General features: G+C 57.4%; 27 protein-coding genes and 1 tRNA gene. 15 read left to right on the top strand and 13 right to left on the bottom strand.

What is annotated here, in order from left to right; genetic code table 11:
- Positions 1–4 precede the first annotated feature (4 nt).
- A tRNA-Glu gene (locus tag AUC61_RS13035) sits at positions 5–80 on the bottom strand.
- A 286-nt stretch (positions 81–366) separates the two neighbouring features.
- Between AUC61_RS13035 and AUC61_RS13030 the strand changes: the two genes are divergently transcribed.
- The gene (locus tag AUC61_RS13030) at positions 367–1,125 is read left to right on the top strand and encodes a hypothetical protein (RefSeq protein WP_243246626.1); all 759 of its coding nucleotides are present in this window, start codon (positions 367–369) and stop codon (positions 1,123–1,125) included.
- A gap of 48 nt (positions 1,126–1,173) precedes the next feature.
- Here AUC61_RS13030 and AUC61_RS13025 read toward each other — a convergent pair whose 3' ends face one another.
- Both AUC61_RS13025 and AUC61_RS13020 read right to left on the bottom strand, forming a co-directional pair.
- The gene (locus AUC61_RS13025; RefSeq protein ID WP_243246625.1) at positions 1,174–1,656 is read right to left on the bottom strand and encodes a GAF domain-containing protein; all 483 of its coding nucleotides are present in this window, start codon (positions 1,654–1,656) and stop codon (positions 1,174–1,176) included.
- On the bottom strand, positions 1,653–2,543 hold the full coding sequence (locus tag AUC61_RS13020; protein WP_243246624.1) for an ATP-binding protein: 891 nt from the start codon (positions 2,541–2,543) through the stop codon (positions 1,653–1,655). Before AUC61_RS13020 ends, AUC61_RS13025 begins: the two co-directional genes overlap by 4 nt.
- Positions 2,544–2,746: 203 nt before the next feature.
- Between AUC61_RS13020 and AUC61_RS13015 the strand changes: the two genes are divergently transcribed.
- Positions 2,747–5,089, top strand: a complete 2,343-nt coding sequence (locus tag AUC61_RS13015; RefSeq protein ID WP_243246622.1) for a hybrid sensor histidine kinase/response regulator — start codon at positions 2,747–2,749, stop codon at positions 5,087–5,089.
- Here the strand turns inward: AUC61_RS13015 and AUC61_RS13010 are convergent, their stop codons facing one another.
- Both AUC61_RS13010 and msrB read right to left on the bottom strand, forming a co-directional pair.
- Entirely contained in the window at positions 5,090–5,575 is a 486-nt protein-coding gene (locus tag AUC61_RS13010; protein ID WP_243246620.1) for a glutathione peroxidase, read from the bottom strand. It abuts the gene before it with no gap.
- Between the two features lie 263 nt (positions 5,576–5,838).
- Complete coding sequence (gene msrB / locus AUC61_RS13005; RefSeq protein ID WP_243246618.1) at positions 5,839–6,234, bottom strand: peptide-methionine (R)-S-oxide reductase MsrB; 396 nt, start codon at positions 6,232–6,234, stop codon at positions 5,839–5,841.
- A 192-nt stretch (positions 6,235–6,426) separates the two neighbouring features.
- Between msrB and AUC61_RS13000 the strand changes: the two genes are divergently transcribed.
- Both AUC61_RS13000 and htpX read left to right on the top strand, forming a co-directional pair.
- On the top strand, positions 6,427–7,638 hold the full coding sequence (locus AUC61_RS13000) for a pyridoxal phosphate-dependent aminotransferase (protein ID WP_122665772.1): 1,212 nt from the start codon (positions 6,427–6,429) through the stop codon (positions 7,636–7,638).
- A gap of 323 nt (positions 7,639–7,961) precedes the next feature.
- Positions 7,962–8,849: a protease HtpX gene (gene htpX, locus AUC61_RS12995; protein WP_027902444.1), complete on the top strand. Its 888-nt coding sequence runs from the start codon at positions 7,962–7,964 to the stop codon at positions 8,847–8,849.
- Positions 8,850–8,998: 149 nt separating this feature from the next.
- Here the strand turns inward: htpX and AUC61_RS12990 are convergent, their stop codons facing one another.
- On the bottom strand, positions 8,999–9,655 hold the full coding sequence (locus AUC61_RS12990; protein ID WP_243246616.1) for a thiopurine S-methyltransferase: 657 nt from the start codon (positions 9,653–9,655) through the stop codon (positions 8,999–9,001).
- A gap of 103 nt (positions 9,656–9,758) precedes the next feature.
- Between AUC61_RS12990 and AUC61_RS12985 the strand changes: the two genes are divergently transcribed.
- Positions 9,759–10,526, top strand: a complete 768-nt coding sequence (locus AUC61_RS12985) for a DODA-type extradiol aromatic ring-opening family dioxygenase (RefSeq protein WP_243246613.1) — start codon at positions 9,759–9,761, stop codon at positions 10,524–10,526.
- Between the two features lie 199 nt (positions 10,527–10,725).
- Here AUC61_RS12985 and AUC61_RS12980 read toward each other — a convergent pair whose 3' ends face one another.
- Positions 10,726–12,402, bottom strand: a complete 1,677-nt coding sequence (locus AUC61_RS12980) for a DEAD/DEAH box helicase (RefSeq protein WP_479692266.1) — start codon at positions 12,400–12,402, stop codon at positions 10,726–10,728.
- 419 nt (positions 12,403–12,821) lie between these two features.
- Between AUC61_RS12980 and AUC61_RS12975 the strand changes: the two genes are divergently transcribed.
- A complete protein-coding gene (locus AUC61_RS12975) occupies positions 12,822–13,613 on the top strand; it encodes a crotonase/enoyl-CoA hydratase family protein (protein ID WP_243246607.1) in 792 nt (263 codons plus the stop codon).
- A 166-nt stretch (positions 13,614–13,779) separates the two neighbouring features.
- Here the strand turns inward: AUC61_RS12975 and AUC61_RS12970 are convergent, their stop codons facing one another.
- Complete coding sequence (locus AUC61_RS12970) at positions 13,780–14,535, bottom strand: spermidine synthase (protein ID WP_243246606.1); 756 nt, start codon at positions 14,533–14,535, stop codon at positions 13,780–13,782.
- A gap of 207 nt (positions 14,536–14,742) precedes the next feature.
- Here AUC61_RS12970 and AUC61_RS12965 point away from each other — a divergent pair, with 207 nt between their 5' ends.
- Positions 14,743–16,089, top strand: a complete 1,347-nt coding sequence (locus AUC61_RS12965) for a class II 3-deoxy-7-phosphoheptulonate synthase (protein ID WP_122665779.1) — start codon at positions 14,743–14,745, stop codon at positions 16,087–16,089.
- Between the two features lie 106 nt (positions 16,090–16,195).
- Here the strand turns inward: AUC61_RS12965 and AUC61_RS12960 are convergent, their stop codons facing one another.
- Together AUC61_RS12960 and AUC61_RS12955 are read right to left on the bottom strand one after the other, a co-directional pair.
- Positions 16,196–17,413, bottom strand: coding sequence for a winged helix-turn-helix domain-containing protein (locus tag AUC61_RS12960; RefSeq protein ID WP_243246605.1), 1,218 nt, complete (start codon positions 17,411–17,413; stop codon positions 16,196–16,198).
- Between the two features lie 48 nt (positions 17,414–17,461).
- Positions 17,462–17,698 (bottom strand): DUF1127 domain-containing protein, encoded by a 237-nt coding sequence (locus tag AUC61_RS12955; protein WP_243246604.1) that lies wholly within the window; start codon positions 17,696–17,698, stop codon positions 17,462–17,464.
- Between the two features lie 67 nt (positions 17,699–17,765).
- Between AUC61_RS12955 and AUC61_RS12950 the strand changes: the two genes are divergently transcribed.
- Positions 17,766–18,647, top strand: a complete 882-nt coding sequence (locus AUC61_RS12950) for a LysR substrate-binding domain-containing protein (RefSeq protein ID WP_422765282.1) — start codon at positions 17,766–17,768, stop codon at positions 18,645–18,647.
- Positions 18,648–18,651: 4 nt separating this feature from the next.
- Here the strand turns inward: AUC61_RS12950 and AUC61_RS12945 are convergent, their stop codons facing one another.
- The gene (locus AUC61_RS12945) at positions 18,652–19,398 is read right to left on the bottom strand and encodes a sulfite exporter TauE/SafE family protein (protein WP_243246825.1); all 747 of its coding nucleotides are present in this window, start codon (positions 19,396–19,398) and stop codon (positions 18,652–18,654) included.
- 205 nt (positions 19,399–19,603) lie between these two features.
- Between AUC61_RS12945 and AUC61_RS12940 the strand changes: the two genes are divergently transcribed.
- The gene (locus AUC61_RS12940; protein WP_243246603.1) at positions 19,604–20,071 is read left to right on the top strand and encodes a MarR family winged helix-turn-helix transcriptional regulator; all 468 of its coding nucleotides are present in this window, start codon (positions 19,604–19,606) and stop codon (positions 20,069–20,071) included.
- A 499-nt stretch (positions 20,072–20,570) separates the two neighbouring features.
- Positions 20,571–20,990, top strand: coding sequence for an organic hydroperoxide resistance protein (locus AUC61_RS12935; RefSeq protein ID WP_020290626.1), 420 nt, complete (start codon positions 20,571–20,573; stop codon positions 20,988–20,990).
- Positions 20,991–21,165: 175 nt separating this feature from the next.
- Here AUC61_RS12935 and AUC61_RS12930 read toward each other — a convergent pair whose 3' ends face one another.
- Positions 21,166–21,735 carry an elongation factor P gene (locus tag AUC61_RS12930; RefSeq protein ID WP_027900557.1) on the bottom strand — a complete coding sequence of 190 codons (570 nt, stop codon included), beginning with the start codon at positions 21,733–21,735 and terminating at the stop codon, positions 21,166–21,168.
- A gap of 97 nt (positions 21,736–21,832) precedes the next feature.
- Positions 21,833–22,978, bottom strand: a complete 1,146-nt coding sequence (gene earP / locus AUC61_RS12925) for an elongation factor P maturation arginine rhamnosyltransferase EarP (RefSeq protein WP_243246602.1) — start codon at positions 22,976–22,978, stop codon at positions 21,833–21,835.
- A gap of 119 nt (positions 22,979–23,097) precedes the next feature.
- Here earP and AUC61_RS12920 point away from each other — a divergent pair, with 119 nt between their 5' ends.
- The 5 genes from AUC61_RS12920 to AUC61_RS12900 all read left to right on the top strand — a co-directional run bounded on the left by AUC61_RS12920 (position 23,098) and on the right by AUC61_RS12900 (position 25,833).
- Entirely contained in the window at positions 23,098–23,496 is a 399-nt protein-coding gene (locus AUC61_RS12920) for a hypothetical protein (protein ID WP_243246601.1), read from the top strand.
- 3 nt (positions 23,497–23,499) lie between these two features.
- Entirely contained in the window at positions 23,500–23,982 is a 483-nt protein-coding gene (locus AUC61_RS12915) for a GreA/GreB family elongation factor (RefSeq protein WP_243246600.1), read from the top strand.
- A gap of 123 nt (positions 23,983–24,105) precedes the next feature.
- Positions 24,106–24,303, top strand: a complete 198-nt coding sequence (locus AUC61_RS12910; RefSeq protein ID WP_122665794.1) for a hypothetical protein — start codon at positions 24,106–24,108, stop codon at positions 24,301–24,303.
- A 266-nt stretch (positions 24,304–24,569) separates the two neighbouring features.
- On the top strand, positions 24,570–25,115 hold the full coding sequence (locus AUC61_RS12905) for a DUF1003 domain-containing protein (RefSeq protein ID WP_243246599.1): 546 nt from the start codon (positions 24,570–24,572) through the stop codon (positions 25,113–25,115).
- 181 nt (positions 25,116–25,296) lie between these two features.
- A complete protein-coding gene (locus AUC61_RS12900) occupies positions 25,297–25,833 on the top strand; it encodes a PaaI family thioesterase (RefSeq protein WP_243246598.1) in 537 nt (178 codons plus the stop codon).
- Positions 25,834–25,894 lie beyond the last annotated feature (61 nt).

Below are 25,894 nucleotides of genomic sequence, written 5' to 3'. Positions count from 1 at the left end.
AATATGGCGTCCCCTAGGGGACTCGAACCCCTGTTACCGCCGTGAAAGGGCGGTGTCCTAGGCCACTAGACGAAGGGGACACACGTACAACTTCACTGCTTAACTTGCGCTTGGCTAGGTGCTTTACGCTGTAAGTGGCGCGCATTCTATGGATGGATTGAGGGGTCGTCAACCCCAATGTGAAAATTTATCTAAATCAATGACTTCGCCTGCTTTAACCGACCGCTTGGCGCCGTATGCTTCAGCTATTTATGGATTGGCCGACAAACTACAAGCAGTGCATCTATGCGCAATAGTGCTTAGCCACTACACTCACTTCAATTTTTCGACTACAGCTATATAGAGGTTCGCGCGGTGACTCCACTGATGATTACCCTGATGGTAGTAGCCGGCATTGCGCTCCTGATCGCGATCGGCTATCTCAACCATGTGGCAGAAAACTCCAAGCTGGATAAAGCGCGAACGAAGATCGAGCTCAGCGACCGCCTGCGCCGCTGCACTGAAATTTCCGAGACGTTCCCGGGCCAGCTGGTTACCCCTGCTTTAAAGCTGTTGATGACCCGCCTTGAGCTCAATGTCACGCAACGCATGCTGGCCTTGGACAAGACCAACGCACAGCTGAAAACCCGCGTCGATGAACTGAACACCCTGGTTGGGCAAGGCGATGCCATTGCGGTGAGCAACCCGGCGAGCCCGATCCTGACTGAAGCCAAGGCCAAAGACGTACGCTTTCTATTAGAAGCGCTGCATGGTCAGGTCACTCGCGCCGCTCACGACGGTTTCCTGCAGACCAGCGAAGCCAAACACTGGATTCGCGAGATCCGCAACATTCTGGTGATGCTGCATATCGAGTTCTTCAACAACCTGGGCCAGGCTGCACTGCAACAGGATCAGCCAGGCCAGGCGCGTCTGGCGTTCGAGCGTGGCGTGCAGTATCTGAAAAACCAGCCTGATCCTGTAACGTATCAGGCCGCCTTGCTGGCGATGGAGAAACAACTGGCTCGCGCCAACTCCATGGTACTGACCAACATCGCACCGACCGCAGACGATGACAACGCCCTGACCGAAGGCCTGAAGGCTGACGACACCGAATCGGAATGGAAGAAAAAGGTCATCTACGACTGATAAAGCGTTGATTGGCGCATACGCCCAAGGCGATGCGCCAATCAGGTTTCAGCAATCAGTTGCTTTCAGAAAGATAGCTGCCAACTGCTCAATGCCTGCCTGATCCAGCTCCGAGAAGCGGCCTACTTTCGGACTGTCCAGATCCAACACCCCAATCAGACGCCCGTCTTTCACTAACGGCACGACCAGCTCGCTGTTGGATGCGCTGTCGCAGGCGATATGGCCCGGGAACTCGTGCACATCCTCTACCCGCTGGGTTTGCCGACTCTGCGCAGCGGCCCCGCAGACGCCACGGCCAAAAGGGATACGGACACAGGCGATCTGGCCCTGAAACGGCCCCAGCACCAGTTCTTCATTACGATTCAGGTAAAAGCCCGCCCAGTTCAGGTCATCGATCTGGCTGTACAAAAAAGCCGAGAACTGCGCGGCATTCGCGATGAAGTCTTTCTCGTCCGCCAGCAGGGACTCCAGTTGAGCGGCCAACAGGCTGTAGCCATCCAGCCCCGCGCCAGCACTTTGCAAATCAATCATGTTTGTTGCTCCAACAATTTCAAACCTACCCAGTAACGTGCGAATTGATAGGCACACCGGCCATTGCGGTTGCCCCGTCCGGTCGCCCAGCGGATCGCGTGCTTGTCCAGCTCCTCATCGCGCTGCCAGGCAAGACCGGCAGCCAGAGCGAGTTGCGTGATCCAGTGCTCAACCACATTCAGGTAATGCTCCTGAGTGAAGGGATAGAACGACAGCCACAGACCAAAACGATCCGACAGGGCAATTTTGTCTTCTACCGCTTCGCTTGGATGCAGCTCGCCATCAACCTGTTGCCAGTTGTGATTGTCGCTCTCCTTTTCCGGTACCAGATGACGACGGTTGGAGGTGGCGTAGAGCAATACGTTGTCCGGTGCCTGCTCCAGAGAACCATCAAGCACACTCTTCAGAACCCGGTAGTCGCTCTCCCCTGCCTCAAAAGACAGGTCGTCGCAAAACAATACGAAGCGCTGCGGCAGCTTTTGCAGTTGCTCGACGACACGTGGCAAATCACCCAAATGGTCGCGTTCGATTTCGATCAGCCGCAAGCCCGCCTGGGCATACTCGGCGAGCAGCGCGCGAATCAGCGAAGACTTACCCGTCCCGCGCGAACCCCAGAGCAGCGCGTGGTTAGCGGGCAAGCCATCGATGAACTGACGCGTATTGCGCCCTAACTGCTCACGCTGAAGATCCACTCCGATCAAATCAGACAAGCGCATGTCGAGGCTGACCTCAAGCGGCAACAGATAACCGCTACGGCCTTCACGAACCCAGCGTGCCGCCATGGCGTGCGACCAGTCGACCGCTTCGCGGGGCGCAGGTAGCAGGGGCTCCAGCCGCGCCAACACGGCGTCGGCGCGTTCGAGAAAAGCATTCAAACGAGAATCCACAATGGCTCCTTGATTAATACGCGGTAAACACGGTGGAACAGGCTTGAGCCGTCACACATATGAATAAAAATGTGCCGACGCCCTCCCGGCTAAGCCGGTCCCACATTCATTTCAATCCAGTTAACTATAAGTTGCTTGATGAGAGCCAGCGCCGATCGGCTATGCTTGCCCCCGCGAAGGAAACGAGAAGTGGCAAAACCCTTATGGATATAGCGTTTACTAACCGGCTCTCGTATAAACAGGCTCGCCTGACAGTGCTGCTCGGCTTCATTCTGGGAACGCTGCTAAGCGTGTTTCAAATTGCCATCGATTATGCCAGCGAAGATGCTTCCATCGATCGTGAAATTCGCTCTCTGCTGGAAATCAGCCACAACACCGCTTCGCGTATTGCCTACAACATCGACGCCGAACTGGCTCAGGAACTGACGCTGGGTCTGCTGCAATCACCTGCGGTAGTCGGTGCCAGACTGACCGATAACAACAATGTGGTGCTTTCCAGTGTCGAGCGCCCGTTCTCGCAGAGTCGCTACCGGATCGTCAGTGACTTCCTCTTCGGTGAGAGCCGCCAGTTCGAAGACCCCCTGAACCTGGCGCATTTACCCAATGAATCGATTGGCACGCTGCGCCTGAACGTCGACACCTTTGCTTTTGGCAACCACTTCCTGCAGCGCTCGGGCATCACGCTGCTCAATGGTTTCATGCGCAGCCTGATTCTGGCAGGCGTGCTGACTTTGCTGTTCTATATGACGCTGACCAAACCCTTGGTGGGCGTGATACGCGCCCTGGCTAAACGTGATTCAAGCAACCCGACACCGACCCCGCTGCAATGCCCGCCGAAACACGAAAACGATGAAATTGGCGTGCTGGTAGATGTCGCTAACCGCCAGTTCGCCAGCATCGCCTCGGAGTTGGCGCGAAGAGTAGAAGCCGAAGACCGTTTAACGGCGCATCGCAATGAACTGGAAGACATCGTCTCTGCCCGCACCACTGAGCTGAAGGCCAGCAACGCGCGGCTTAGCAAGTCCAATGAAGAGTTGAAGATAGCGCGCAGTACCGCGCTGGAGATGGCTCAGGCCCGAACTGCGTTCCTGGCCAACATGAGTCATGAAATCCGCACGCCGCTCAACGGCCTGCTGGGCATGCTTGCTCTGGCCCTGGACAGTTCGCTTAATGCCGAGCAGCGCCAGCAACTGTCGATCGCCCATGACTCCGGCAAGGTGTTGGTCGAACTGCTCAACGACATCCTCGACATGTCCAAATTCAACGCAGGCCAATTGCAGATGGAGCGCATCCCCTTCGATCTGGGCGTACTGGTCGAGGACACGGCAAACCTGCTGTCCCAGAATGCCGCACCCGGCGTCGAGCTGACGTGTTTCATCGATACGCAATTCCCGTCGCTGGTTCTGGGTGACCCCACGCGCGTCCGGCAGATCGTCAGCAATCTGCTCTCCAACGCGCTGAAGTTCACCCGTTTTGGCCGGGTAGATGTGCGATTAAGCAATGACCTGGACCCCGAAACCCAGGAAAACAGCGTTCGCATTGAAATCAGTGACACCGGCATCGGTATCGCCCAGGAAGCACAGGCGAGAATTTTCCAGCCCTTTACCCAGGCTGAAGCAGCGATTACCCGACAGTTCGGGGGAACAGGGCTGGGCCTGGCCTTGACTCACAACTTGTGTGAGGCAATGTCCGGTCGCTTGAGCATTCAGTCGCAGTCCGGCTTCGGCAGCCAGTTCTGCGCCGACCTGCCCTTGCCCATCCATCATGCTGCCGTCATCCCGCCACCGCTCAAGGGGCACGTCGTGGTAGTCAGCAAGGCAAGCAGCGGCCTGCTGGAACTGCTGGGCAACCTGCTTCCTGAATGGGGCATCGACTTTCGGCGCTGGAACATGGACGAGCAGATGCTGGACATGAGTGCCGAGACCCGCCCGGACCTGGTGATCACGGATTGCCCGGAATGTCTGTTCGGCATGCGCCCGGCGATTGATGTCCCTATCCTTCTGGTCACCGCTTACGGCAACTTCATGCCCAGCGATCAGGTGGGCGCCCTGGCGCCCTTGCAGCAGCATGCCCGACCCTTGGCGCGCAATGTGCTCTATCAAAGCCTGACCAGGGCCCTGCAACCGGACCACGTGCCAGACCTCAATACAGAGGCGACTGACAGCAGAGGTTTGCGCCCGGCTAGAATTCTTCTGGTGGAAGACAACCCGGTGAATCAACTCGTGGCCAAAGGCATGTTAAGCAAACTGGGCTGCGAGGTGACGGTCAGCAGCCACGGAGGCGAAGCACTGGACCAACTGGAGCACAACACCTTTGACCTGATCCTGATGGACTGCAACATGCCCGTCATGGATGGCTACGAAGCCAGCCGCCAGATCCGCCACAGCGGACGCTGGCCACAACTGCCTATCATTGCACTGACCGCCAACGCCATGCCCGAAGAGCGCGAACGCTGCCGGGCTGCTGGCATGAGTGACTATCTGGCCAAACCGTTTCGCCGCGCCGAACTGATCAGCCTGCTGGACCAATGGCTGCCTGCAGACTGATTACTTGAGCAGCGCTTCAATTTCGCGGGTAAGGTCCTCCGGCTTGGTCAGCGGTGCGAAACGCTTGACCAACTGACCATCCTTGCCAATCAGGAATTTAGTGAAATTCCATTTGATGCGCTCTGAGCCCAGCAGCCCAGGTGCCTGCTTTTTCAATTGAACGAACAACGGATGTGCGTCGCTGCCATTAACATCGATTTTCTTGAACAGCGGGAAACTCACCCCGAAATTCATCTCGCAGAACTCGGAGATCGCCCCCTCATTACCGGGTTCCTGCTTACCGAACTGGTTGCAGGGGAAGCCCAATACGACCAGTCCCTGATCCTTGTAATCCTGCCAAAGCTTCTCAAGCCCTTTGTACTGCGGCGTGAAACCACACTTACTGGCCGTGTTGACCACCAGCACAGCCTTGCCGGAGAAATCCGCCAGGGTTTTCGATTCGCCCTTGATAGTCGTTACCGGAATGCTCAGCAGATTAGCGCTCATGACAGTGATCCTTGTTGAAAGCGGGTCATGAAATTAGCGCGCCAGTGCCTGGCGCGCATCTCAATTTCCGGGAGTGATGGAGGCTTATAAGCCATCCCGCGATGCTGTAGGAGCTCACGAGCACCGCGAGGCCGCGATGGCGTCCTGCCTGAGACACCGCCATCGCGGCCTCGCGGTGCTCGTGCGCTCCTACAGATCCAATGTTGGCTGCGTAACAGCGCGGTATCAGTGACACCGGGGCGGCTCTTACGGGAAATCAGGCTTCAGACGCGAGGCACCAGATCCAGGCACACCGAGTTGATGCAGTAACGCAGGCCGGTGGGCGGCGGACCGTCAGGGAATACATGTCCCAGGTGCGCATCGCATTTGGCGCAGACCACTTCGGTGCGAATCATCCCGTGGCTGACATCTCGTACCTCAACCACCGCGCTGCCCTCAAGAGGCGCATAGAAGCTTGGCCAGCCGCAGCCGGAATCAAACTTGGTGGTGGAATCAAACAGCGGCTCATTGCAACAGATGCAATGGTAGACGCCATCCGTTTTGGTGCTGTTGTATTTACCGGAGAACGGACGCTCGGTGCCCTTGAGGCGGCAAACGTTGTACTGCTCCGGGTCAAGCATGGCCCGCCATTCCTCCAGCGTTTTGTCCAACTTTTCCACAGGTACACCTCCGCAGTCGAAAAAGCCTGATCTGTATCTTCTCCACAGATCAGGTGGCACGTATCATTGCGCCTCGTTAGGCGCCAGTCTGTCACTCACGTTTCGTCCATACAAACTCATTTTTACGGCGTCATACCCGGCGAACCAGGTTTACAACTCGCTACGGCTCGTCCATTTTCGGGATCAATCACCATGCAGTTCAGCAAATCGAACAAGCTCGCCAACGTCTGCTACGACATTCGCGGCCCAGTGCTCAAGCACGCCAAACGCCTGGAAGAGGAAGGTCATCGCATCCTCAAGCTGAACATCGGCAACCCTGCGCCATTTGGTTTCGAAGCGCCGGACGAAATCCTGCAGGACGTGATTCGCAATTTGCCGACAGCCCAAGGCTACAGCGACTCAAAAGGCCTGTTCAGCGCACGTAAGGCCGTCATGCAGTATTACCAGCAGAAGCAGGTCGAAGGTGTCGGCATCGAAGACATCTATCTGGGCAACGGCGTATCCGAGCTGATCGTGATGTCGATGCAGGCCCTGCTCAATAATGGCGACGAAGTGCTGATCCCGGCCCCGGACTATCCGCTGTGGACCGCTGCCGTCAGCCTCGCTGGCGGCAACCCGGTGCACTACCTGTGCGACGAGCAGGCCAACTGGTGGCCGGATCTGGCCGACATCAAGGCCAAGATCACCCCGAACACCAAAGCCATGGTGATCATCAATCCGAACAACCCGACCGGCGCCGTGTACTCCAAAGAAGTACTGGAAGGCATGCTGGAACTGGCGCGTCAGCACAATCTCGTGGTCTTTTCCGACGAGATCTACGACAAGATCCTGTACGACGACGCCGTGCACATCTGCACCGCCTCTCTGGCGCCTGACGTGCTTTGCCTGACGTTCAACGGCCTGTCCAAATCCTATCGTGTTGCGGGTTTCCGCTCCGGCTGGGTGGCCATCTCGGGTCCCAAGCACAACGCGCAGAGCTACATCGAAGGCATCGACATCCTGGCCAACATGCGCCTGTGTGCCAACGTGCCGAGCCAGCATGCCATTCAAACTGCACTGGGCGGCTACCAGAGCATCAACGATCTGGTGCTGCCAGCCGGCCGCTTGCTGGAGCAGCGTAACCGCACCTGGGAATTGCTTAACGATATCCCCGGCGTCAGCTGCGTGAAGCCGATGGGCGCGCTGTATGCGTTCCCACGCATAGACCCCAAGATCTGCCCGATTCACAACGACGAGAAGTTCGCCCTCGACCTGCTGCTGTCGGAAAAGCTGCTGATCGTTCAAGGCACCGCCTTCAACTGGCCATGGCCAGACCACTTCCGAGTGGTCACCCTGCCGCGCCTTGACGACCTGGATCAGGCCATCGGACGCATCGGTAACTTCCTCAAGACATACCGCCAGTAACATTGGGAGGTTTACGCTGAGGCGTCGATTTCGCAAACGACGCCCGGCGCAATTCTTCCCGTCTCTCTGCGGTCATAGCGATACCCGGGTAAAGGGATCGCTTTTGGTCGGCAGCGCATGTGCCGTGACACAAAAAAATCAAGCCGCGTAAAACCCGACAGAGGCCAGCCGCTCTGGGGCGGGACCTGTTTGCCCAAAGCGAATGGTACTGGTTCGCACAAAGCGACACAGTTTGAAATAGTCGTCGGGTTGAATAGCCGCTGACATCACCTTATATACCCCGCAACGCGTTACATATTCGTCACGAGGAGAACATCCAAACCATGATGCGCATTTTGCTGTTTTTGGCCACTAACCTGGCGGTCGTGCTGATTGCCAGCATCACCCTGAGCCTTTTTGGCTTCAACGGGTTCATGGCGGCCAATGGGGTTGATCTGAACCTCAATCAGCTGCTGATCTTCTGCGCTGTTTTTGGTTTCGCTGGCTCGCTGTTCTCGCTGTTCATCTCCAAGTGGATGGCGAAAATGAGCACTGGCACCCAGATCATCACCCAACCGCGTACCCGCCATGAACAATGGCTGGTGCAAACCGTTGAGCAACTGTCCCGCGACGCTGGCATCAAGATGCCGGAAGTCGGGATCTTCCCTGCCTACGAAGCCAACGCCTTCGCTACCGGCTGGAACAAGAACGACGCACTGGTTGCCGTTAGCCAGGGCCTGCTGGAACGCTTCTCCCCCGATGAAGTGAAAGCGGTCCTTGCACACGAAATCGGCCACGTTGCCAATGGCGACATGGTGACCTTGGCGCTGGTGCAGGGCGTGGTGAACACCTTTGTGATGTTCTTCGCCCGGATCATCGGTAACTTCGTCGACAAGGTGATCTTCAAGACCGAAAACGGTCAGGGCATCGCCTATTACGTGACCACGATCTTTGCCGAACTGGTTCTGGGCTTCCTGGCCAGCGCGATCGTCATGTGGTTCTCGCGTAAGCGTGAATACCGCGCTGACGAAGCCGGTGCCCGGTTGGCAGGCACCAGCGCCATGATCGGCGCTCTGCAACGCCTGCGCTCCGAACAGGGCGTGCCGGTGCAAATGCCTGACAGCCTGACGGCTTTCGGCATCAACGGTGGTCTGAAGAGCGGTCTGGCTGCGCTGTTCATGAGCCACCCGGCTCTGGAAGATCGTATTGAGGCGCTGCGCCGCCGCGGTTGATCCATCCGTATAAAAAAACCGGCCTCAGTGCCGGTTTTTTTATACGAGTACATAATCTGTAGGAGCTGCCGAAGGCTGCGAAGCATTTATCCTCACACATCGCCATCGCAGCCTTCGGCAGCTCCTACAGGTCAATCGTTTGCGTCTTTTCAGCGTCTAGCCAAGCTGTAAGCCCGCTCCTCCAGACGCTCCACACCGCGCTGTTCAAATTTCACGCTGCCCTTGAGGACATCACTGGTCTGCAATATATCCAGCTTCCAGTCCTCTGCCAGCAAGCGCTGCACCTCCTGATCAGGAACGGAGAACGGTGGCCCATCAATCTTTGCCTGATCGTAATCCAGCGTGATTAGCAGTCCTCGGCACTCAGCAGGCAACACCGAAGCAAGGCGCGCGGCATACTGCTCACGCATCTCAGGCGGCAAGGCAATCAATGCGGCGCGATCGTAGAGTGCGCTGCAGTCCGCGACATCTTCGGCACGCAATGCAAAGAAGTCGCCGCACCACAACTCAATTCCCTTGCCGCTATAGACCCTGAAAGCACCGCGCTGACTGATGACGGGCTCCACCTGCCGTTCGCTGAAAAACTCCTGAACCGCTTTTTCCGACAGCTCGACGCCCAGCACCCGATGCCCCTGCTCGGCCAGCCAGAGCAGATCCAGGCTCTTGCCACACAGCGGCACCAAGACGCTCGTGCCCTGCCCGACAGCAAGATCAGGCCAGAACGTCTTGAGATAGGGATTGGCTTGCCGCTGATGGAAACCAATCTGGTTCGCGGCCCAACGCTGGTGCCAAAATTCGGCCTCCATGAATACTCCTTATAATTCGATCAAAACGCCCAAAAACTTATATTAGATTTAGATCAATGATCTGACTGAATATGGTGCCACTTTACCCCTCAGGACACTCGACATGTTCCCTAGTCTGTTTATCTCTCACGGCTCGCCGATGCTTGCGCTGGAACCCGGCGAAAGCGGTCCGGCCCTGGCACGTCTTGCAGCAGAGATGCCCAGGCCCAGGGCTATTGTTATTGTTTCAGCTCACTGGGAAAGTCAGGAGTTGCTGGTCAACGCCAATCCCCAGCCAGAAACCTGGCATGACTTCGGCGGTTTCCCTGCCGCCCTGTTTGCGGTTCAGTACCCGGCTCCAGGCCTTCCAGAGCTGAGTATTGAAGTCGTCGAGCTGCTGAATGCCGCTGGACTGCCAGCAAAGACGAACAGCCAGCGACCCTTTGATCATGGTGTATGGGTGCCACTTTCGTTGATGTACCCAAACGCTGATATCCCTGTCGTTCAGGTCTCCCTGCCCAGCCGTGAAGGTCCTGCCTTGCAAACAAGGGTTGGCCAGGCGCTGGCAAGCCTGCGTGATCAGGGGGTATTGATCATCGGCTCGGGTAGCATCACTCACAATTTGCGTGAACTGGACTGGCATGCGGGGCCGGAAAGCGTGGAGTCATGGGCCAAGACGTTTCGTGACTGGATGATCGAAAAGCTGGCCAGCAATGACGAAGTCGCCCTGCACGACTACCGCGCGCAGGCGCCCAATGCGGTACGCAACCATCCGACTGACGAGCATTTACTGCCGCTGTATTTCGCACGAGGCGCCGGTGGTGAGTTCAGCGTGGCGCACAAGGGTTTCACGATGGGGGCTCTGGGGATGGATATTTACAGGTTTGGGTGAGATTTGAATCAACCCTGTAGGAGCTCACCGAGGTTACGAGGCCAGCGATAGCTATCTGTCAGGCAAACCGTCATCGCTGGCCTCGTAACCTCGGTGAGCTCCTACATAGACCCAATTTGCTGCGACATCTCAAAGTCCAGACAAAAAAATCCCCGAACCAGTCGGGGATTTTTATTCAGACGATCAACTCAAGCGTTGATCAATCTTCGCGATAGCGACGCAGCTTCAACTGCTTGCCAGCAACGCGGGTGTCCTTGAGTTTGGTCAGCAGACGCTCAAGGCCATCTTCCGGCAGTTCAACCAGGCTGAAGCTGTCGCGCACCTGGATGCGGCCGATTGCTTCGCGGGCCAGGCCGCCTTCGTTGAGGATTGCACCCAGCAGGTTCTTGGCAGCGATACCATCACGCGCACCCAGCGCGGTACGGCAACGAGCACGACCTTCGGCCAATGGAACCGGAGCACGACGCTCACGATCACCACTGCGCTCTGGACGGTCACTCGACGAACGATCGCTACGCTCACGCGGTGCGTTGTTCGGCACCAGTGGACGCTCGCGCTCGATGGCTGCCAGGGTCAGAGCCTGACCGTTGGTAGCTTTGCGCAGCAGAGCTGCGGCCAGGGCACGCGGGCTGCAACCGATGTCAGCAGTCAGACGATCGAGCAGATCACCATGAGTCGACTCGGCATCACCCACCAGCGGCGACAGGCTGTTAGTCAGTTTCTTGATGCGAGCATCCAGAACAGCCTGAGCATCCGGCAGGCGGACTTCAGCAACTTTCTGACCGGTTACACGCTCGATCACTTGCAGCATGCGGCGCTCACGCGGAGTCACCAGCAACAGCGCACGACCTTCGCGACCGGCACGGCCAGTACGGCCGATACGGTGAACGTAGGACTCTGGGTCGTACGGCATGTCAACGTTGAATACGTGAGTGATACGCGGAACGTCCAGACCACGAGCAGCAACGTCAGTCGCTACCACGATGTCCAGGCGGCCATCCTTGAGGGAGTCGATAACGCGCTCACGCTGGTTCTGTGCGATGTCGCCGTTCAGCGCAGCAGCCTTGTAGCCTTTGGCTTCAAGGGCGCTGGCCAGATCCAGAGTTGCCTGCTTGGTGCGCACGAACATGATCAGGGCGTCGAAATCTTCGACTTCCAGCAGGCTCAGAACAGCAGAAGTTTTCTGGTCAGCGTGAACCAACAGGTGAGCCTGTTCGATCGCGGTAACAGTCTGGGTCTTGGTCTGGATCTTGACGTGCTTCGGATCGCGGAGATGGCGCTCGGCGATGGCACGGATCGACTGCGGCAGGGTAGCCGAGAACAAAACGGTCTGACGGGTTTCAGGCATGGCCTTGAAGATAACTTCCAGGTCGTCCATGAAGCCCAGTTTGAGCATTTCGTCTGCTTCGTCGAGAACCAGGTGGTTCACGGTAGCGAGAACTTTCTCGTCACGACGCAGGTGATCGCACAGGCGGCCCGGAGTGGCGACAACGATTTGTGCGCCATTGCGGATTGCTTTCAGCTGTGGGCCCATCGGCGCACCGCCGTAGACAGCCACAACAGTAACGCCTGGCATTTGCTTGGCGTAGGTTTCGAAAGCGGTGGCCACTTGCAGGGCCAGTTCGCGGGTCGGCGCCAGGATCAGTGCTTGCGGCTCGCGCTTGCTCGGGTCGATACGATGCAGGATAGGCAGTGCGAACGCGGCGGTTTTACCCGTACCGGTTTGCGCCTGACCGATCATGTCGTGGCCGGCAAGAATAATAGGGATCGATTGCTGCTGAATGGCCGAAGGCTCTTCGTAGCCAGTCGCGACGACTGCTGCAACAATATTAGGGTGAAGTTCAAGAGCGGCGAAGCCGCCGATTTCCTGGGTCATGGGTCTGCCTCTAGTGCATCCGCAAAGACCCATGCTCCAAAGCTGCGCGTGCCGTGTACGACCCTAAAGTCACCCTGGCTGCTTTGTCGGCGGGGATTTGCGAAAACGTTTGATGAATGGATCGCCTAGGATAGTCCGCAGAGCGAACAAGCAGCCGAAGCTGGCTTCGGGGAATTGCAATACCTTGACGAGGGTCCTGTTAAAGACCGGCGCGCACTATACCGGAATTACGCAAAAAAAGGAGGATTTTTTTCACCACTAATCATGGCTGATGTCCAAGACCTACAGGCTTTGCGCAAACCAGCAACAGTGTCTATTTTGCAACAGGCCCGGTATTAAGGGAGAACCTGCTTAAACGGTTCACCCGATCAGTCAGACAGTCCGCCTCCGATCCTACTCCACGCGCAGGGACTTCCTACATGACTTCCTCTACGAAAGGCCGCGTCAGCCGTGAACTGCACGACCACGTCATGCTCATTGGCCTGGACCGTGTTGCCAAGCGCAACGCATTCGACCTGGAGCTTCTCAACCAGTTAAGCCTGGCTTACGGAGAATACGAACGAGACGATCAGGCCCGGGTACTGGTGGTATTTGCTCACGGCGAACACTTCACTGCCGGGCTGGATCTGGCCGAGGCGGGTCCGGCCCTGATCAACGGCTGGCAAGTCCCCGAGGGTGGCTGTGATCCGTGGGGTGTGTTCGCAGGCCCAAGGGTCAGCAAGCCGGTCATCGTCGCCGCGCAAGGCTATTGCCTGACGCTGGGCATCGAGTTGATGCTCGCGTCGGATATCAACCTGTGTGCAAGCACTACGCGCTTTGCACAATTGGAAGTCCATCGCGGGATTTTTGCATTTGGTGGTGCCACGCTGCGCCTGCATCAGATCGCCGGATGGGGCAACGCCATGCGCTGGCTGCTGACCGGAGATGAGTTCGATGCTCAGGAAGCCTGCCGCATGGGACTGGTTCAGGAAGTAACCGCGCCTGAAGACCTGCTTCCTTATGCATTGCTTCTGGCGGGGCGCATCGCCGAGCAGGCACCCTTGGCGATTCGCGCAACGATTGCGTCTGCCCGTCAGGCTGTGCTCGAAGGTGAAACAGCCGCAGCTCAGGCGCTGCCGGGCATGGTTAACCGGATAATGAACACCGAAGACGCCAAAGAAGGCCTGCTTTCCATGCAGGAGCGCAGGCCTGGTGTCTTTAAAGGCGTGTGATCTGAGTCCCACAGTGGAGGCGTGATACAGCCTGTAGGAGCTGCCGAAGGCTGCGATGGCGATGTGTCAGGATAAATGCATCGCAGCCTTCGGCAGCTCCTACAGAAATGCGCCCCAAAGGTCGTTCGCCGTGTCCGGACATGAGCAACACCTGAAGGCCCTGTCTTCAGGTTGCCGGACGAACGTCCTTGATCAATGACGCCAGCGAATAACCGAGGCGTGGTGCCAGCTCTTCAGCACGAGCGTTCAGCGATGCCATGTCCAGCTCCTGGTCGAGATCTGCCGGGACGATCAGGATAACGTTGCCCTCCTTCACCGGCAGCTCCCAGTAGTGCCGGTGATAGAGGCCACGCAACAGCGCCGCACCCAACGGTTTACCGTCATCCGCTGCCCATTGATTGATCACCAGCCATCCGCCTGAATTCAGACGCTTCTGACAGCTCTCGAGGAATTTCCAGGCCAGATGCCCGACGCCAGGACCGACATCGGTATAGAGGTCGACGAAAATCAGGTCAGCCGGTTCAGCGGTTTCCAGCAGTTCAAGCGCATCTCCGATGCGGATGTACAACCGGGGATCATCATCCAGCCCCATGAATTCAATAGCCAGCCGCGGCACGTCAGGCCGCAACTCGATAGCCTCAACATCTTCCAGCGGCAAAAACTTGAGGCAAGCCTGAGTCAGGGTCCCAGCCCCCAACCCCAGAAACAGCGCGCTCTCAGGGGCCTCGTGGCACAAAGCACCAATCAGCATCGCCCGGGTGTAATCGTACTCAAGCCAGCTGGGATCGGCCGTAAAGGTGCAGCTTTGCTCAATGGCATCGCCGAACTCCAGGAAGCGGTAGTCGTCGACTTCCAGTACGCGAATCATGCCGAAATCGTCGTGTACCTCGGCCAGAATCCGCTCCACCCGCTCCTCAGTCATTGCTTCTCCTATCGGCGAGCCCAAGTCTGGCCTGTTGAGGCGGTCACCGGACCGCGCAAAAAAGCGAATTGTCGATCAAGCACGGCAACAAGGTCACGCTCTTTCTCTTTAATTGCCGCACCGGGGCTCCGATCATCCCTTGTTCGCTGGCGACGACCCGGCGAACTGCTAACATGCCGGTCCGATCGCACTGACCATGAGTTCATGATGAGCCAACCCTGGAGCCCCGACAGCTGGCGGGCACTGCCCATTCAGCAGCAACCTCAATACCCCGATGCTGCGCACTTGTTGAAGGTCGAGCAGACATTGGCCAGCTATCCGCCTCTGGTGTTCGCAGGCGAGGCCAGAGAATTGCGTCGACAGTTCGCCGAGGTGACCCAAGGTCGTGCCTTCCTGCTACAGGGTGGTGATTGCGCAGAGAGTTTCGTCGAATTTTCCGCCGCCAAGATCCGCGACACCTTCAAAGTGCTGTTACAGATGGCAATCGTCATGACCTTCGCCGCTGGCTGCCCGGTAGTAAAAGTCGGTCGGATGGCCGGCCAGTTCGCCAAACCGCGCTCGGCCAACGATGAAACCATCGACGGCGTGACCTTCCCGGCGTATCGCGGCGACATCGTCAACGCAATCGGCTTCGATGAGAAAAGCCGTGTTCCAGACCCGGATCGCCTGATCCAGGCCTATAACCAGTCCACGGCGACCCTGAACCTGTTGCGCGCCTTCGCCCAAGGCGGTTTTGCCGATCTGCATCAAGTGCACAAGTGGAACCTGGACTTCATCGCCAATTCGGCCCTGGCTGAAAAGTACAGCCAACTGGCTGACCGCATTGATGAAACCCTGGCATTTATGCGCGCCTGTGGCATGGACAGCTCGCCGCAATTGCGCGAAACCAGCTTCTTCACCGCCCACGAAGCCCTGCTGCTGAACTATGAAGAAGCGTTTGTGCGCCGCGACAGCCTGACCAACGATTACTACGATTGCTCGGCGCACATGCTCTGGATCGGGGATCGCACCCGGCAGCTGGATGGCGCTCATGTGGAGTTCCTGCGCGGGGTTAACAACCCCATCGGCGTCAAGGTCGGGCCAAGCATGAACACCGATGACCTGATCCGCCTGATCGACATCCTAAATCCGGATAACGATCCGGGCCGCCTCAACCTGATCGCCCGCATGGGCGCAAACAAGGTCGGCGACCACTTGCCACAGCTGATTCGGGCAGTTGAGCGCGAAGGCCGCAAAGTGCTGTGGAGTTCCGACCCGATGCATGGCAACACGATCAAAGCCAGCAGCGGCTACAAGACCCGCGACTTCGCGCAAATCCTCGGTGAGGTGAAACAATTCTTCCAGGTGCATCAGGCAGAAGGCACGTATGCCGGCGGCATCCATATCGAAATGACCGGGCAGAACGTCACCGAATGCATCGGCGGCGCCCGGCCGATTACCGAAGATGGTTTGTCGGACCGTTACCACACCCACTGCGACCCACGGATGAACGCGGACCAGTCGCTGGAACTGGCGTTTCTGATTGCCGAGACGTTGAAGCAGGTCAGACGCTGATTATTGGAGCGTGGGAACGGCTTTAGCCGGGAAGGCAGCATTCCTGAAAATGCACAGGTATCGGTTGGACTTGCCTCTTCCCGGCTAAAGCCGGTCCCACGTACAACTAGTCCAGGATATCCATTACCTGCTTCAACCTCACACCACTCGCCCGCGCGCAATTAACCTGCACCTCAGCCAACCCCAACCAATCGGCCATCTGCCGCAGATTCCGCGCCAGCGCCTGCATGCCCTCTTCGTCCAGGCCCGGCTGCTCTTCGTGCACTGCGTGTACCGCAAGGCGCCCCGGTGCACGTTCGGCGCGCAGATCGACTCGCGCAGCAATGCGCTCGTTGTGCAGAAACGGCAGCACGTAGTAGCCGTAAACCCTTTTGGCCTGCGGTGTGTAGATCTCCAGCCGATAGCGAAAATCGAACAGCCGTTCAGTACGGGCACGCTCCCAGATCAATGAATCGAACGGCGACAGCAGTGCACTGGCAGACACCTTGCGCGGTGCTTTGCTGTCCGGGAGACAGAATGCGGGTTGCCGCCAGTCTTGAATGCGAACCCTCTGTAGATCACCCGCTTCCACCAGCTCTGCCAGCGCGCGTCGACTCGGCAGCGGATCCTGCCGAAAATAATCACGCAGATCCTTTTCGGTGCCGACACCCAACGCGGTGGCTGCATGCAGCAACAGGGCGCGCTGCGCCATATCCTCGCTGATCTCGGGGTGATCCAGCACTGCGCCCGGCAGCACGCGCTCGGGTAAGTCATAGAGCCGTTCAAAACCACGACGCCCTGCGACTGTCAGCTCGCCCGCGGCAAATAGCCATTCCAGCGCAAGCTTTTCAGCACTCCAGTCCCACCAGGGACCGGCGCGCTCCTGACGGGTACTCAAACTTCCCGCCCCCAGCGCACCTTGCTCACGCACAGCCTGCAGGACGCGGGCGACAGTCGGCTGTTGCTCACGACCAAATGTCGCCAGCTGGCGGTAAATACCTTCTCCTTGAGCGGCGCGACGCATGCGCCAGCGCATCAGCGGATAGAGGCTCACAGGCAATAGCGAGGCCTCATGCCCCCAGTACTCAAACAATTTACGCTGCCGCCCCTGACTCCACGCGGCCTGATCCAGCAACGTCCGGGGGTAGTTACCCAGTCGGGAAAACAGCGGCAGGTAATGCGAACGAACCAGCGCATTCACTGAGTCAATCTGCAGCAAGCCGAGCCGCTCGACCAACTGTGTGACATGAGCAGCCTTGATCGTGGCTGGCGGCTGGCGCCCGTTAAAACCCTGGGCGGCCAATGCCAATCGACGTGCTTGCTTGAGCGACAATTCTAAAAGCATAAGGGGCTCCCGAAGAGCCCCAACGCTAACCGATACAGCACGCCGATGTCAGCGTTTCATCGGGTCGTTCCAGAAATGCTGCTCGGCTTCCTGATAAGCATCGGCACGGCTCAACCCCAGGTCTTTCAATGCAGCGTCGCTCAAGGCCGCCAACTGCCGACGTTGACGATGCAGTTCGTACCAGCGGGAAGCGTGTTTCTTGACCGACTTGAGCAAACGCTCGACCCAGGAATCCTGAGACAGGGTTTTCATTACCAGCACATAACCTTTTTGACCTTTCATCATCTTGCCCTCCATGTGGGATGACTAAAGTCTCGCGCCAGAGCTAAGATCAATCCAACGAATGTTTCTTATGGGCTGCATCTGGGAGATTGATGTATTGGCCAACTATCCGAGTATTGATACGGAGCTTTTGCGTACCTTTGTAGCCATCGCCGATCACGGTGGGTTTACCCGAGCGGGCGAAGCAGTCAACCGTACGCAATCGGCGGTCAGCATGCAGATGAAACGACTGGAGGATGACATCCTGCAGCGCTCGCTGTTTCAGCGCGATGGCCGCAATGTGAGCTTTACCGCAGAAGGTCAGGTGTTGCTCGGTTATGCACGGCGCATCCTGAAATTGCACAGCGAAGTCTTTAATACCCTGCGTGAGCCGCACATGGTGGGCAGGGTGAAGATCGGCACGCCTGACGATTACGTCATGCGCTTTCTACCCGGCATTCTGTCGCGCTTCGCGCAGGCGTATCCGCTGATTCAAATTGAAGTGCATTGCGAATCCTCGTCGGCGCTGCTGCAACGCCAGGACATGGACCTGAGTATTGTCACCTGTCGTCCTGGCACTGAAACCGGACAGATTCTGCGTCAGGAGCATTTCGTCTGGGCTGAGGCAGTGGGTTTCTGCCCGCATGAACAAACCCCGATGCCCATTGCGATGTTCAACAGTGACTGCTTCTGCCGTGATTGGGCATGCACCGCGCTGGACGCGGCGCAACGTGATTACCGCGTCGCGTACACCAGCGCCAGCTTGTCAGCACTGATGGCGGTGGTCAGCGCAGGGCTGGCGGTCACGGCACAAATGCAAAGCCTGATGACCCCGGACCTGCGCATTTTGGGTGAAGCGGAAGGACTCCCCCCCCTGCCCTCTGCAAGCATCGTTCTGCTGCGCAATCCGAAAAGCGCTTCGCCCATTACTGAATGCCTGGCCGAACACATCGCCGAGGGTTTCAAGCTCTAGGCTTTCAGGCCTTAAAGGCCAGGATTACCGCGCAGATCACCAGAAAGCCGCAGAACAACGAGCGCAGCAAACGCTCAGGCATCGAGTGCGCCAGCTTCACGCCCCAACTGATGCTGGCCAGCCCGCCGACAGCCAACGGAATGCCCATGCTCCAGTTGACGTGGTCATGCAGGGCGTAAGTGAACAGTGTGATTGCCGTGCTGGGCGCGGCCAATGCCAGTGCAAGGCCTTGCGCAACCACCTGAGTAGCGCCGAAAAAGCTGGTCAGAATGGGCGTTGCAATGACGCCACCGCCCACGCCGAACAAACCACCGGTAATACCCGAGACAACCCCCAACACCCAGAGCCGGTCGACATGACGCAACTCGCTGCTGGCCTGGCCTTTGCGCCAGAACATCTGTGCCAGATTGAAAACCGTCAGCAGAATCAGAAACGCGATGAAGGCCAGACGCATGTGTTGCGGGTCCAGGCGCACCGCCCACAGCGAGGTCAGCCACGCCAGACAAAAACTGGGGATGATCAGCATCATGGCGTTACGCAGGGAAATACGGTTGCGCTGGTTATAGCGCCACAGCGCCAACAACACGTTAGGCAACACCATCAGCAAAGCAGTGCCTTGAGCCAGTTGCTGATCGAGCCCGAACAGAACACCTAAAGCAGGAATCGCAACCAGGCCACCACCAATACCGAACAACCCGCCCAGCGTGCCCATCGCGGCACCCAACGCTACAAACATCAGCACTTCAATCACGCCACGATCCCCACTCAAACGATGCGCGCATGCTACGCAGTCTGACTGCTCAGGCAAATAACCGATGTGCGCTATTACGCATGTTTCATGCGTGTATCCGGCGCCCACGACCGGTAACCTGCAAGCACCGGATGGAATTTATCTGGCGCAATAAAGATCACAGCACTAAATTGTCGCCATGACACACGCTAGAGAGGACCACCCCATGAGCGCTGACGCCAGCCCCACTGCCGACAGTAACTGCCAAGCGTTGCAGCTCGACAACCAACTGTGTTTCGCCCTGTACTCGACTTCATTGATGATGACCAAGGTCTACAAGCCACTGCTCCAGGCACTGGGCCTGACTTATCCACAGTACCTGGCAATGATGGTGCTCTGGGAACAGGACGGCCTCACCGTTGGTGAAGTGAGCACTCGCCTGCTGACTGACCCTGGCTCCTTGACGCCGCTGCTCAAGCGCCTGGAAGGCGAAGGGCTGCTCAGCCGTACCCGTAGCAAGGAAGATGAACGGGTCGTACTGCTTCGCCTAACAGAGCAAGGCCGCGCCCTGCAACAAAAAGCCATGACCGTGCCCGGTTGCATTCTGACCGCCAGCGGTCTGGAGATTGAGCAGTTGCAGAAGCTGCAAGGTGAGTTGATAAAGCTGCGCGCAAATCTGCAGGACAGTGTCTGAAGGCGTTGCCTTTCTTGGGTTGACCACTGATCAGGGGCAGCACGAGCTTGCTGTCTCCCGCCAAACACAGGACCTGTAGGAGCTGCCGAAGGCTGCGATCGCGGCGTGTACGGATAAATGCTTCGCAGCCTTCGGCAGCTCCTACGGAAAATGTATTTCAATCCTGTAGCTTGCATGTCGTTTGACTAGCTCGCTTGCCCGCGATTCGATTTTTACGCCGACATATCTTTCATCTGCGCGGACATCATCGCGGGCAAGCGCGCTCCTACAGGTCCCCGCTTACTGCGCGACAGCGCTTTGCCAGAGAAACTTGGGCGACCTCCTGCATACCTTGCGTTTGAATCCAGATTCAAAAATTCCGAAATATTATATTGCGCGCAAACTATTAGCGCGATACATTAATTCCGTACCCCGTTAGCGCACACCTTTCCAGCGCAAACAGACAAGCTTTGAACCACTCTGATCACTACGATCTTCCGACCCTGAATGAGGTGACACCATGGATACTCTTTACACCGCAATCGCAACTGCAACCGGCGGCCGTGACGGTCGTGCTGTTTCCAGCGACAACATCCTGGACGTGAAACTCGCTACACCAAAAGAACTCGGCGGCGCGGGCGGTGCGGCCACCAACCCTGAGCAACTGTTTGCTGCTGGCTACTCGGCCTGCTTCATCGGCGCGCTGAAATTCGTTGCTGGTCAAAGTAAGCGCAGCATCCCGGCTGACGCCTCGATCACTGCCCACGTCGGCATCGGCCAGATCCCTGGCGGTTTCGGTCTGGACATCGACCTGAACATCAACCTGCCAGGTCTGGAACAAGCTGACGCTGAGCAACTGGTCGAAGCCGCTCACCAGGTGTGCCCGTACTCGAACGCCACCCGTGGCAACGTTGATGTACGTCTGCACGTAACGGTGTAATCGCAACGGTCCCCGTCGCCGCAGCATGGCCGAAACCTGTGGCAGCGGATTCATTCGCGGATGAATTCCCTCCTACAAATGGCAGCCATGTTCGTTCGACAGGCGCCAAAACAAGCGCCCACAAAAAAGCCCGCATCGCTGCGGGCTTTTTTGTTGAACGCGGTAAAAGCAGTGCTTATTTAGCACGGCCTTTGTAGGAACCGCCTTCGCGAGTATCGATCTCGATGCGGTCACCGATTTCGATGAAATCAGCCACTTGCAGTTCGGTACCGTTGGCCAGCTTGGCAGGCTTCATCACCTTGCCGGAAGTGTCGCCACGAGCCGAGCCTTCGGTGTAGTCAACTACGCGAACGATAGTGGTCGGCAGTTCAACCGAAACCAGACGCTCTTCGAAGAAGATCGCTTCGCAAACGTCGGTCATGCCTTCTTCCACGAATGGCAGAACGGCTTCGATGTCTTCAGCGTTCAGCTCGTACATGGTGTAGTCGGTGGTGTCCATGAACGTGTAAGTGTCGCCGCTGATGAAGGACAGGGTCGCTTCTTTGCGGTCGAGGATCACGTCGTCCAGTTTGTCGTCAGCGCTGTAAACGATCTCGGTCTTGTAACCGGTCAGCAGGTTTTTCAGCTTGGTTTTCATGATGGCGCTGTTACGACCGGACTTGGTGAATTCAGCTTTCTGAACCAGCCAAGGGTCGTTTTCGAGACGAATCACGGTACCGGGTTTGAGTTCTTTACCAGTTTTCATTGCGTATATCCGAATTTGGATGGAATTTGCCGAGGCTCTGTACGAGAAACCGCTTCGCGCGTGTCACACGAAGGTCTTTTTCGTACAGAGCCTAATCTCAAGGCCGCGTATCATACGAAACTCCACAAAACAGTACCAGCGCCGTCGCAAGATCAACATGGGAAGCTTGTTGCAGACACCAGCGCTCGGCATGGTTTGTTATATCGGGCCAGTGTTCAAGCAGCGCATGCCAGCTTTCAGCGCCGGCTGTCCCTGCGTTCCAGGTATGCCAGAAATCAGTCAAAGCCCTGCCAGCATCGGGCGAGAGCCCCGCGAGGTAGAGTTCCAGAAACGCATCGAGCTTGACCCAGTGGGCATCATCGTCCTGTTCGTAGATGTGCCAGAGCAAGGGCCGCCCTGCCCATTGCGCCCTGACAAAAGAGTCTTCGCCGCGCACCACGTTGAAATCACAGCACCACAACAGGCGGTCGTAATCTTCCTGTCTGACGAACGGCAGTACCTGAACCGTCAGTGCTCCGCGCGTTTCCTGCATTCCAGCCCGAAGCGGTTCAACACCCAGCCAGCCCTGCAGATCACCGAGAATGCGCCCCTCCGGCACCAGCAGACGAGTCGCCCTGCTATCGCCTGCCAGCGCATCCAGCCAGGCTCCAATGCCAGGGTTCTCATAGGCAAATACCGAGATCAATCGTGCATCGTCTTCCGGCGTCACGCCCAGTGCTTGCAAGAATCGCGAGCGCTCCTGCCTGTTTTGCTGGAACGCCTGCCGTGTGGCGATCAAAGCGCGCTCACGCAACAGCCCCCCGGTGGTCGGGAGAAAGCCTGGAAAGAAGAAGGATTTGCGCAGCCCGCTCGATTGCACCGAAGGCAGACCATGGCAACCGCTCACCCACTCTTCAGCGCTGAGGTATTCCAGATTGATCCACACCGGCCGTGGTGAACATTGAACAATGGCCTCTTCATAAGCGGGTGGCAGACGGCACGCGAATGCTTCGACAACCACATCCGGGATTTCAGTGGCTAGCCACTCTTTCGGCCATTGATGGACGCTAACGCCTTCACGCCACTGTTGCGTAGCCGAGGCTTCGGCGCCGGGGCACACGCGCACGAAGGCGCTCAGATCATCGACCCACAGCCTCACTTCCAGGCCGTGCTCAGCCACTAGCTGCCGGGCCAGACGCCAGGTCACGCCGATGTCGCCGTAGTTGTCGACGACGCTGCAAAAAATATCCCAAGAGGCTTTCATTCCGGGCTCCCTGAGGACGAATGATAAAAAACGTCGATTGTCCTTCAGACAACCGGCATTCACCAGCCTCTGCTCATGGCACAATCGCAGCATCTGCAGTCCACGCCGAGAACTTTGCCATGCCCACCCACAGTCGCCGCGAGCTGAATGTTTCTGTTCAACCACTGAAACTGATCGCCTGTATCGCCATTGGCATCTGGCTCGGTTTCATAGCCGTGGTATTGACCGGCATGCTGTTCTACAAGGCCCTGCCTGCGGCTGAGACCCAAGTGATCAATAACGCCGCCGCGCAATTGAGCACCCCGCCCGCAGTCAAACCAACGCCCGAGGCAGAAAAAACCATGTTCGAGAAGTACGAACAGAGCTTGCGCGAGAGCGAAGCACGCCAAGCGTGGGAGCAGGCGCAGGAACAGCAGCAGAAAAACTTCAGCGCCCCCAAATGCAACTTCTGGCTGCAGCAGGACCGCACTGCGCCCAGCGAGAAAAGCCGTGCCAATGTTCTCCAGTTCTGCGGATAAATCATGAACAAGCAAGACGTGTTGCAACTGATCATCGATAGATTGCAGGTTGATCTGAATATCGCCCAGCGCGCCGCGCAGACGGCCTATGAAACCGCTACCCACGAAGAAAACATTGCTGAAAACAAGTACGACACGCTTGGGCTGGAAGCCTCCTACCTGGCTGCTGGCCAGGCACGACGTATGGAAGAAATTCGCCTGTCACTGGGGCTCTATCAAAAGCTGAGCCTGTTGCCATTCAGCGAGACCAGGGGCATTCAACCCGGCGACCTGATCACGCTGGAAAACCACCTTGGCGCTGAACAGCATCTGTTTCTGGGACCGGATGCCGCTGGTCTGAAGATTCAATATGGCGAGCAGACACTCACCGTTATTACGTCACGCGCCCCGTTGGGCCAGATGTTACTGGGCAAACAGCCTGGCGATGAAGTTGAAATCAACGTCAACGGCAGCCGACAAAGCTTCGAGGTCACGCAGATAGTGTGACCGGCTATCCATTTGCAGGGTTGATCGCTCCAACTTTTTCTGGGTAAGGTGACTCTGTCGCCACAAATAGTGACCGGGACTACATAACCGGAAGCAAGGACTCACAAAAGTAGGAGATATTTCATGACGAACGTCATTGCTTTCCCTGACGCCCATGAACGTGATCGCCTCAAGTCAAGTGACCACCCTGGGCTGAGATACCTGAACAAGAAAGAGCGACTGCTGATCGACCAGTTACGTCTGACAAGCCATGCAGGACGCCAGTATGTCTATGACTACGCGAGCATCATGCATCTGTCCAAGCCGTTACACCCGGATTGATTGCCCTTGCCTGTGGGATATGCCATGCCTGCAAGCGGAGTATCAACAGGTGGTCCCGGTACGAAGGAGCGGCTTGCTGATTCCACGCAAGCCGTATCCTGCGACACGTACACCCGATACATGCCTGCTACATGCGAGGCCGCCTTCGCGAATAAATTCGCTCCTACCGATTTGAGCTGCCTATTCAGCCCATGTTCAGTTCATGACTCCACATGCGGGCACAAGCGCCTATAGTGGCCGCACGCCCCGGTAATCTGGTATCCGTCATGAACCCCGCAGGATCTGAACACGACCTCTCTGAACAGCACACAACATCAGAATCGATAGACAAGAAAGCTGTCGACCACCTGCGCTTTCACAAACATCACGCGCACCTGGCGAGCACTTTCGGCAATGATGGGTTTGCCCTAAAGGCCGAGGCCTTTGCCCGCTTTTTCGGTACACCGGCCTTCCTCGGAGCCCAGACCGTCATCGTCCTGCTTTGGGTCGTGTGCAACGTCACCGGCCTGACTCAATTCGATCTATACCCGTTTATCTTGCTGAATCTCGCATTCAGCCTCCAGTCGGCCTACGCAGCGCCACTGATCCTGCTGGCTCAGACCCGCCAGTCAGCGCGCGACAAAGCCAATGCCGACGCGGATGCACAACACCGCGAAGATCTGGCAGCGCAAATGCTCTCGCTGCTGGAACAGAACACCCGCCTCACCGAACTGACCAAGTCGCTCACCGAGCGTATCGAGACGCTCACCTCTGACATGCACAAGCATTTCGTAAAACGCGAGCCCGCCGATTGCGACAAAAAGCCGGGCTGATCGGCCGCTTTTGAACAGCGCTACTTACTCCTGCTCAGGTTAGAAGCCCGGCGAACCATGGCCTGCGCCTTCAGTGGCCGCAAACACCCTCACGAGCAGTTGCCATTTCATATTGCGCTCATCATAAAACCACAGGATTATGGTCGTAATTAAAACTGCAATAGCCTTGTGGAGTGCCGCCATGTCAACCCTGTCTCGCGACGAGAAACTAAGCCTCTGGTTGCAAGAAGAAAAAGCCATCCGTGATCGCCTGGGCGCAGCGGGCACCCTGCGTATGGCCGACGTGGCCGCACTGGAGCCCTATGAATTCTTCGAGGGTATCGGCCGTGGCGAGCTACCCTGCCCGCCAATTGGTGAGCTGATGGATTTTGTGCCGCTGCACTGGTCGCCAGGAGAGTTTGTTTTTCAGGGCACGCCAGATGAGCGGCACTACAACCCGTTGGGCAGCGTACATGGCGGTTACGCGGCAACGTTACTGGACTCATGCATGGGTTGCGCGATTCATACCCGACTCAAGAAAGGCCAGGGCTACACCACGCTGGACCTGCGCATCAGCTACGTCCGGGCACTGAACCTTGCCGTCGGCCCCGTACGCGCCGAGGGCAAGGTGATTCACGTCGGTCGCTCGACTGCATTGGCTGAAGGCCGGCTGTATGACGTGGATGACCGGCTCTACGCCATTGGCAGTACGACCTGCATGATTATCAGCATGAGTTAACCTTAAAAACAGACAAACTACTGATTTAAAAAGCATTTCCTGTAGGAGCTGCCGCAGGCTG

Origin of the sequence: Pseudomonas maioricensis, from assembly GCF_022790535.1 — a bacterium.
Classification (GTDB): Bacteria; Pseudomonadota; Gammaproteobacteria; order Pseudomonadales; family Pseudomonadaceae; genus Aquipseudomonas; species Aquipseudomonas maioricensis.
This window is presented reverse-complemented; position numbering and strand designations above follow the sequence as displayed.

Bases quoted from the DNA above. Each gene is read 5' to 3' on its own strand.
- AUC61_RS12980 (WP_479692266.1), bottom strand. From the start codon at position 12,402: ATGACCCAGGAAATCGGCGGCTTCGCCGCTCTTGAACTTCACCCTAAT.
- AUC61_RS12955 (WP_243246604.1), bottom strand. From the start codon at position 17,698: ATGATGAAAGGTCAAAAAGGTTATGTGCTGGTAATGAAAACCCTGTCT.
- AUC61_RS12985 (WP_243246613.1), top strand. From the start codon at position 9,759: ATGTTCCCTAGTCTGTTTATCTCTCACGGCTCGCCGATGCTTGCGCTG.
- AUC61_RS13010 (WP_243246620.1), bottom strand. From the start codon at position 5,575: ATGAGCGCTAATCTGCTGAGCATTCCGGTAACGACTATCAAGGGCGAA.
- AUC61_RS13015 (WP_243246622.1), top strand. From the start codon at position 2,747: ATGGATATAGCGTTTACTAACCGGCTCTCGTATAAACAGGCTCGCCTG.
- AUC61_RS12975 (WP_243246607.1), top strand. From the start codon at position 12,822: ATGACTTCCTCTACGAAAGGCCGCGTCAGCCGTGAACTGCACGACCAC.
- AUC61_RS12970 (WP_243246606.1), bottom strand. From the start codon at position 14,535: ATGACTGAGGAGCGGGTGGAGCGGATTCTGGCCGAGGTACACGACGAT.
- AUC61_RS12930 (WP_027900557.1), bottom strand. From the start codon at position 21,735: ATGAAAACTGGTAAAGAACTCAAACCCGGTACCGTGATTCGTCTCGAA.
- htpX (WP_027902444.1), top strand. From the start codon at position 7,962: ATGATGCGCATTTTGCTGTTTTTGGCCACTAACCTGGCGGTCGTGCTG.
- AUC61_RS12950 (WP_422765282.1), top strand. From the start codon at position 17,766: ATGGGCTGCATCTGGGAGATTGATGTATTGGCCAACTATCCGAGTATT.
- earP (WP_243246602.1), bottom strand. From the start codon at position 22,978: ATGAAAGCCTCTTGGGATATTTTTTGCAGCGTCGTCGACAACTACGGC.
- AUC61_RS12915 (WP_243246600.1), top strand. From the start codon at position 23,500: ATGAACAAGCAAGACGTGTTGCAACTGATCATCGATAGATTGCAGGTT.
- AUC61_RS12960 (WP_243246605.1), bottom strand. From the start codon at position 17,413: ATGCTTTTAGAATTGTCGCTCAAGCAAGCACGTCGATTGGCATTGGCC.
- AUC61_RS12965 (WP_122665779.1), top strand. From the start codon at position 14,743: ATGAGCCAACCCTGGAGCCCCGACAGCTGGCGGGCACTGCCCATTCAG.
- AUC61_RS12920 (WP_243246601.1), top strand. From the start codon at position 23,098: ATGCCCACCCACAGTCGCCGCGAGCTGAATGTTTCTGTTCAACCACTG.
- AUC61_RS12905 (WP_243246599.1), top strand. From the start codon at position 24,570: ATGAACCCCGCAGGATCTGAACACGACCTCTCTGAACAGCACACAACA.
- AUC61_RS13000 (WP_122665772.1), top strand. From the start codon at position 6,427: ATGCAGTTCAGCAAATCGAACAAGCTCGCCAACGTCTGCTACGACATT.
- AUC61_RS12940 (WP_243246603.1), top strand. From the start codon at position 19,604: ATGAGCGCTGACGCCAGCCCCACTGCCGACAGTAACTGCCAAGCGTTG.
- AUC61_RS12990 (WP_243246616.1), bottom strand. From the start codon at position 9,655: ATGGAGGCCGAATTTTGGCACCAGCGTTGGGCCGCGAACCAGATTGGT.
- AUC61_RS12935 (WP_020290626.1), top strand. From the start codon at position 20,571: ATGGATACTCTTTACACCGCAATCGCAACTGCAACCGGCGGCCGTGAC.
- AUC61_RS12900 (WP_243246598.1), top strand. From the start codon at position 25,297: ATGTCAACCCTGTCTCGCGACGAGAAACTAAGCCTCTGGTTGCAAGAA.
- AUC61_RS13025 (WP_243246625.1), bottom strand. From the start codon at position 1,656: ATGATTGATTTGCAAAGTGCTGGCGCGGGGCTGGATGGCTACAGCCTG.
- AUC61_RS12910 (WP_122665794.1), top strand. From the start codon at position 24,106: ATGACGAACGTCATTGCTTTCCCTGACGCCCATGAACGTGATCGCCTC.
- AUC61_RS13030 (WP_243246626.1), top strand. From the start codon at position 367: ATGATTACCCTGATGGTAGTAGCCGGCATTGCGCTCCTGATCGCGATC.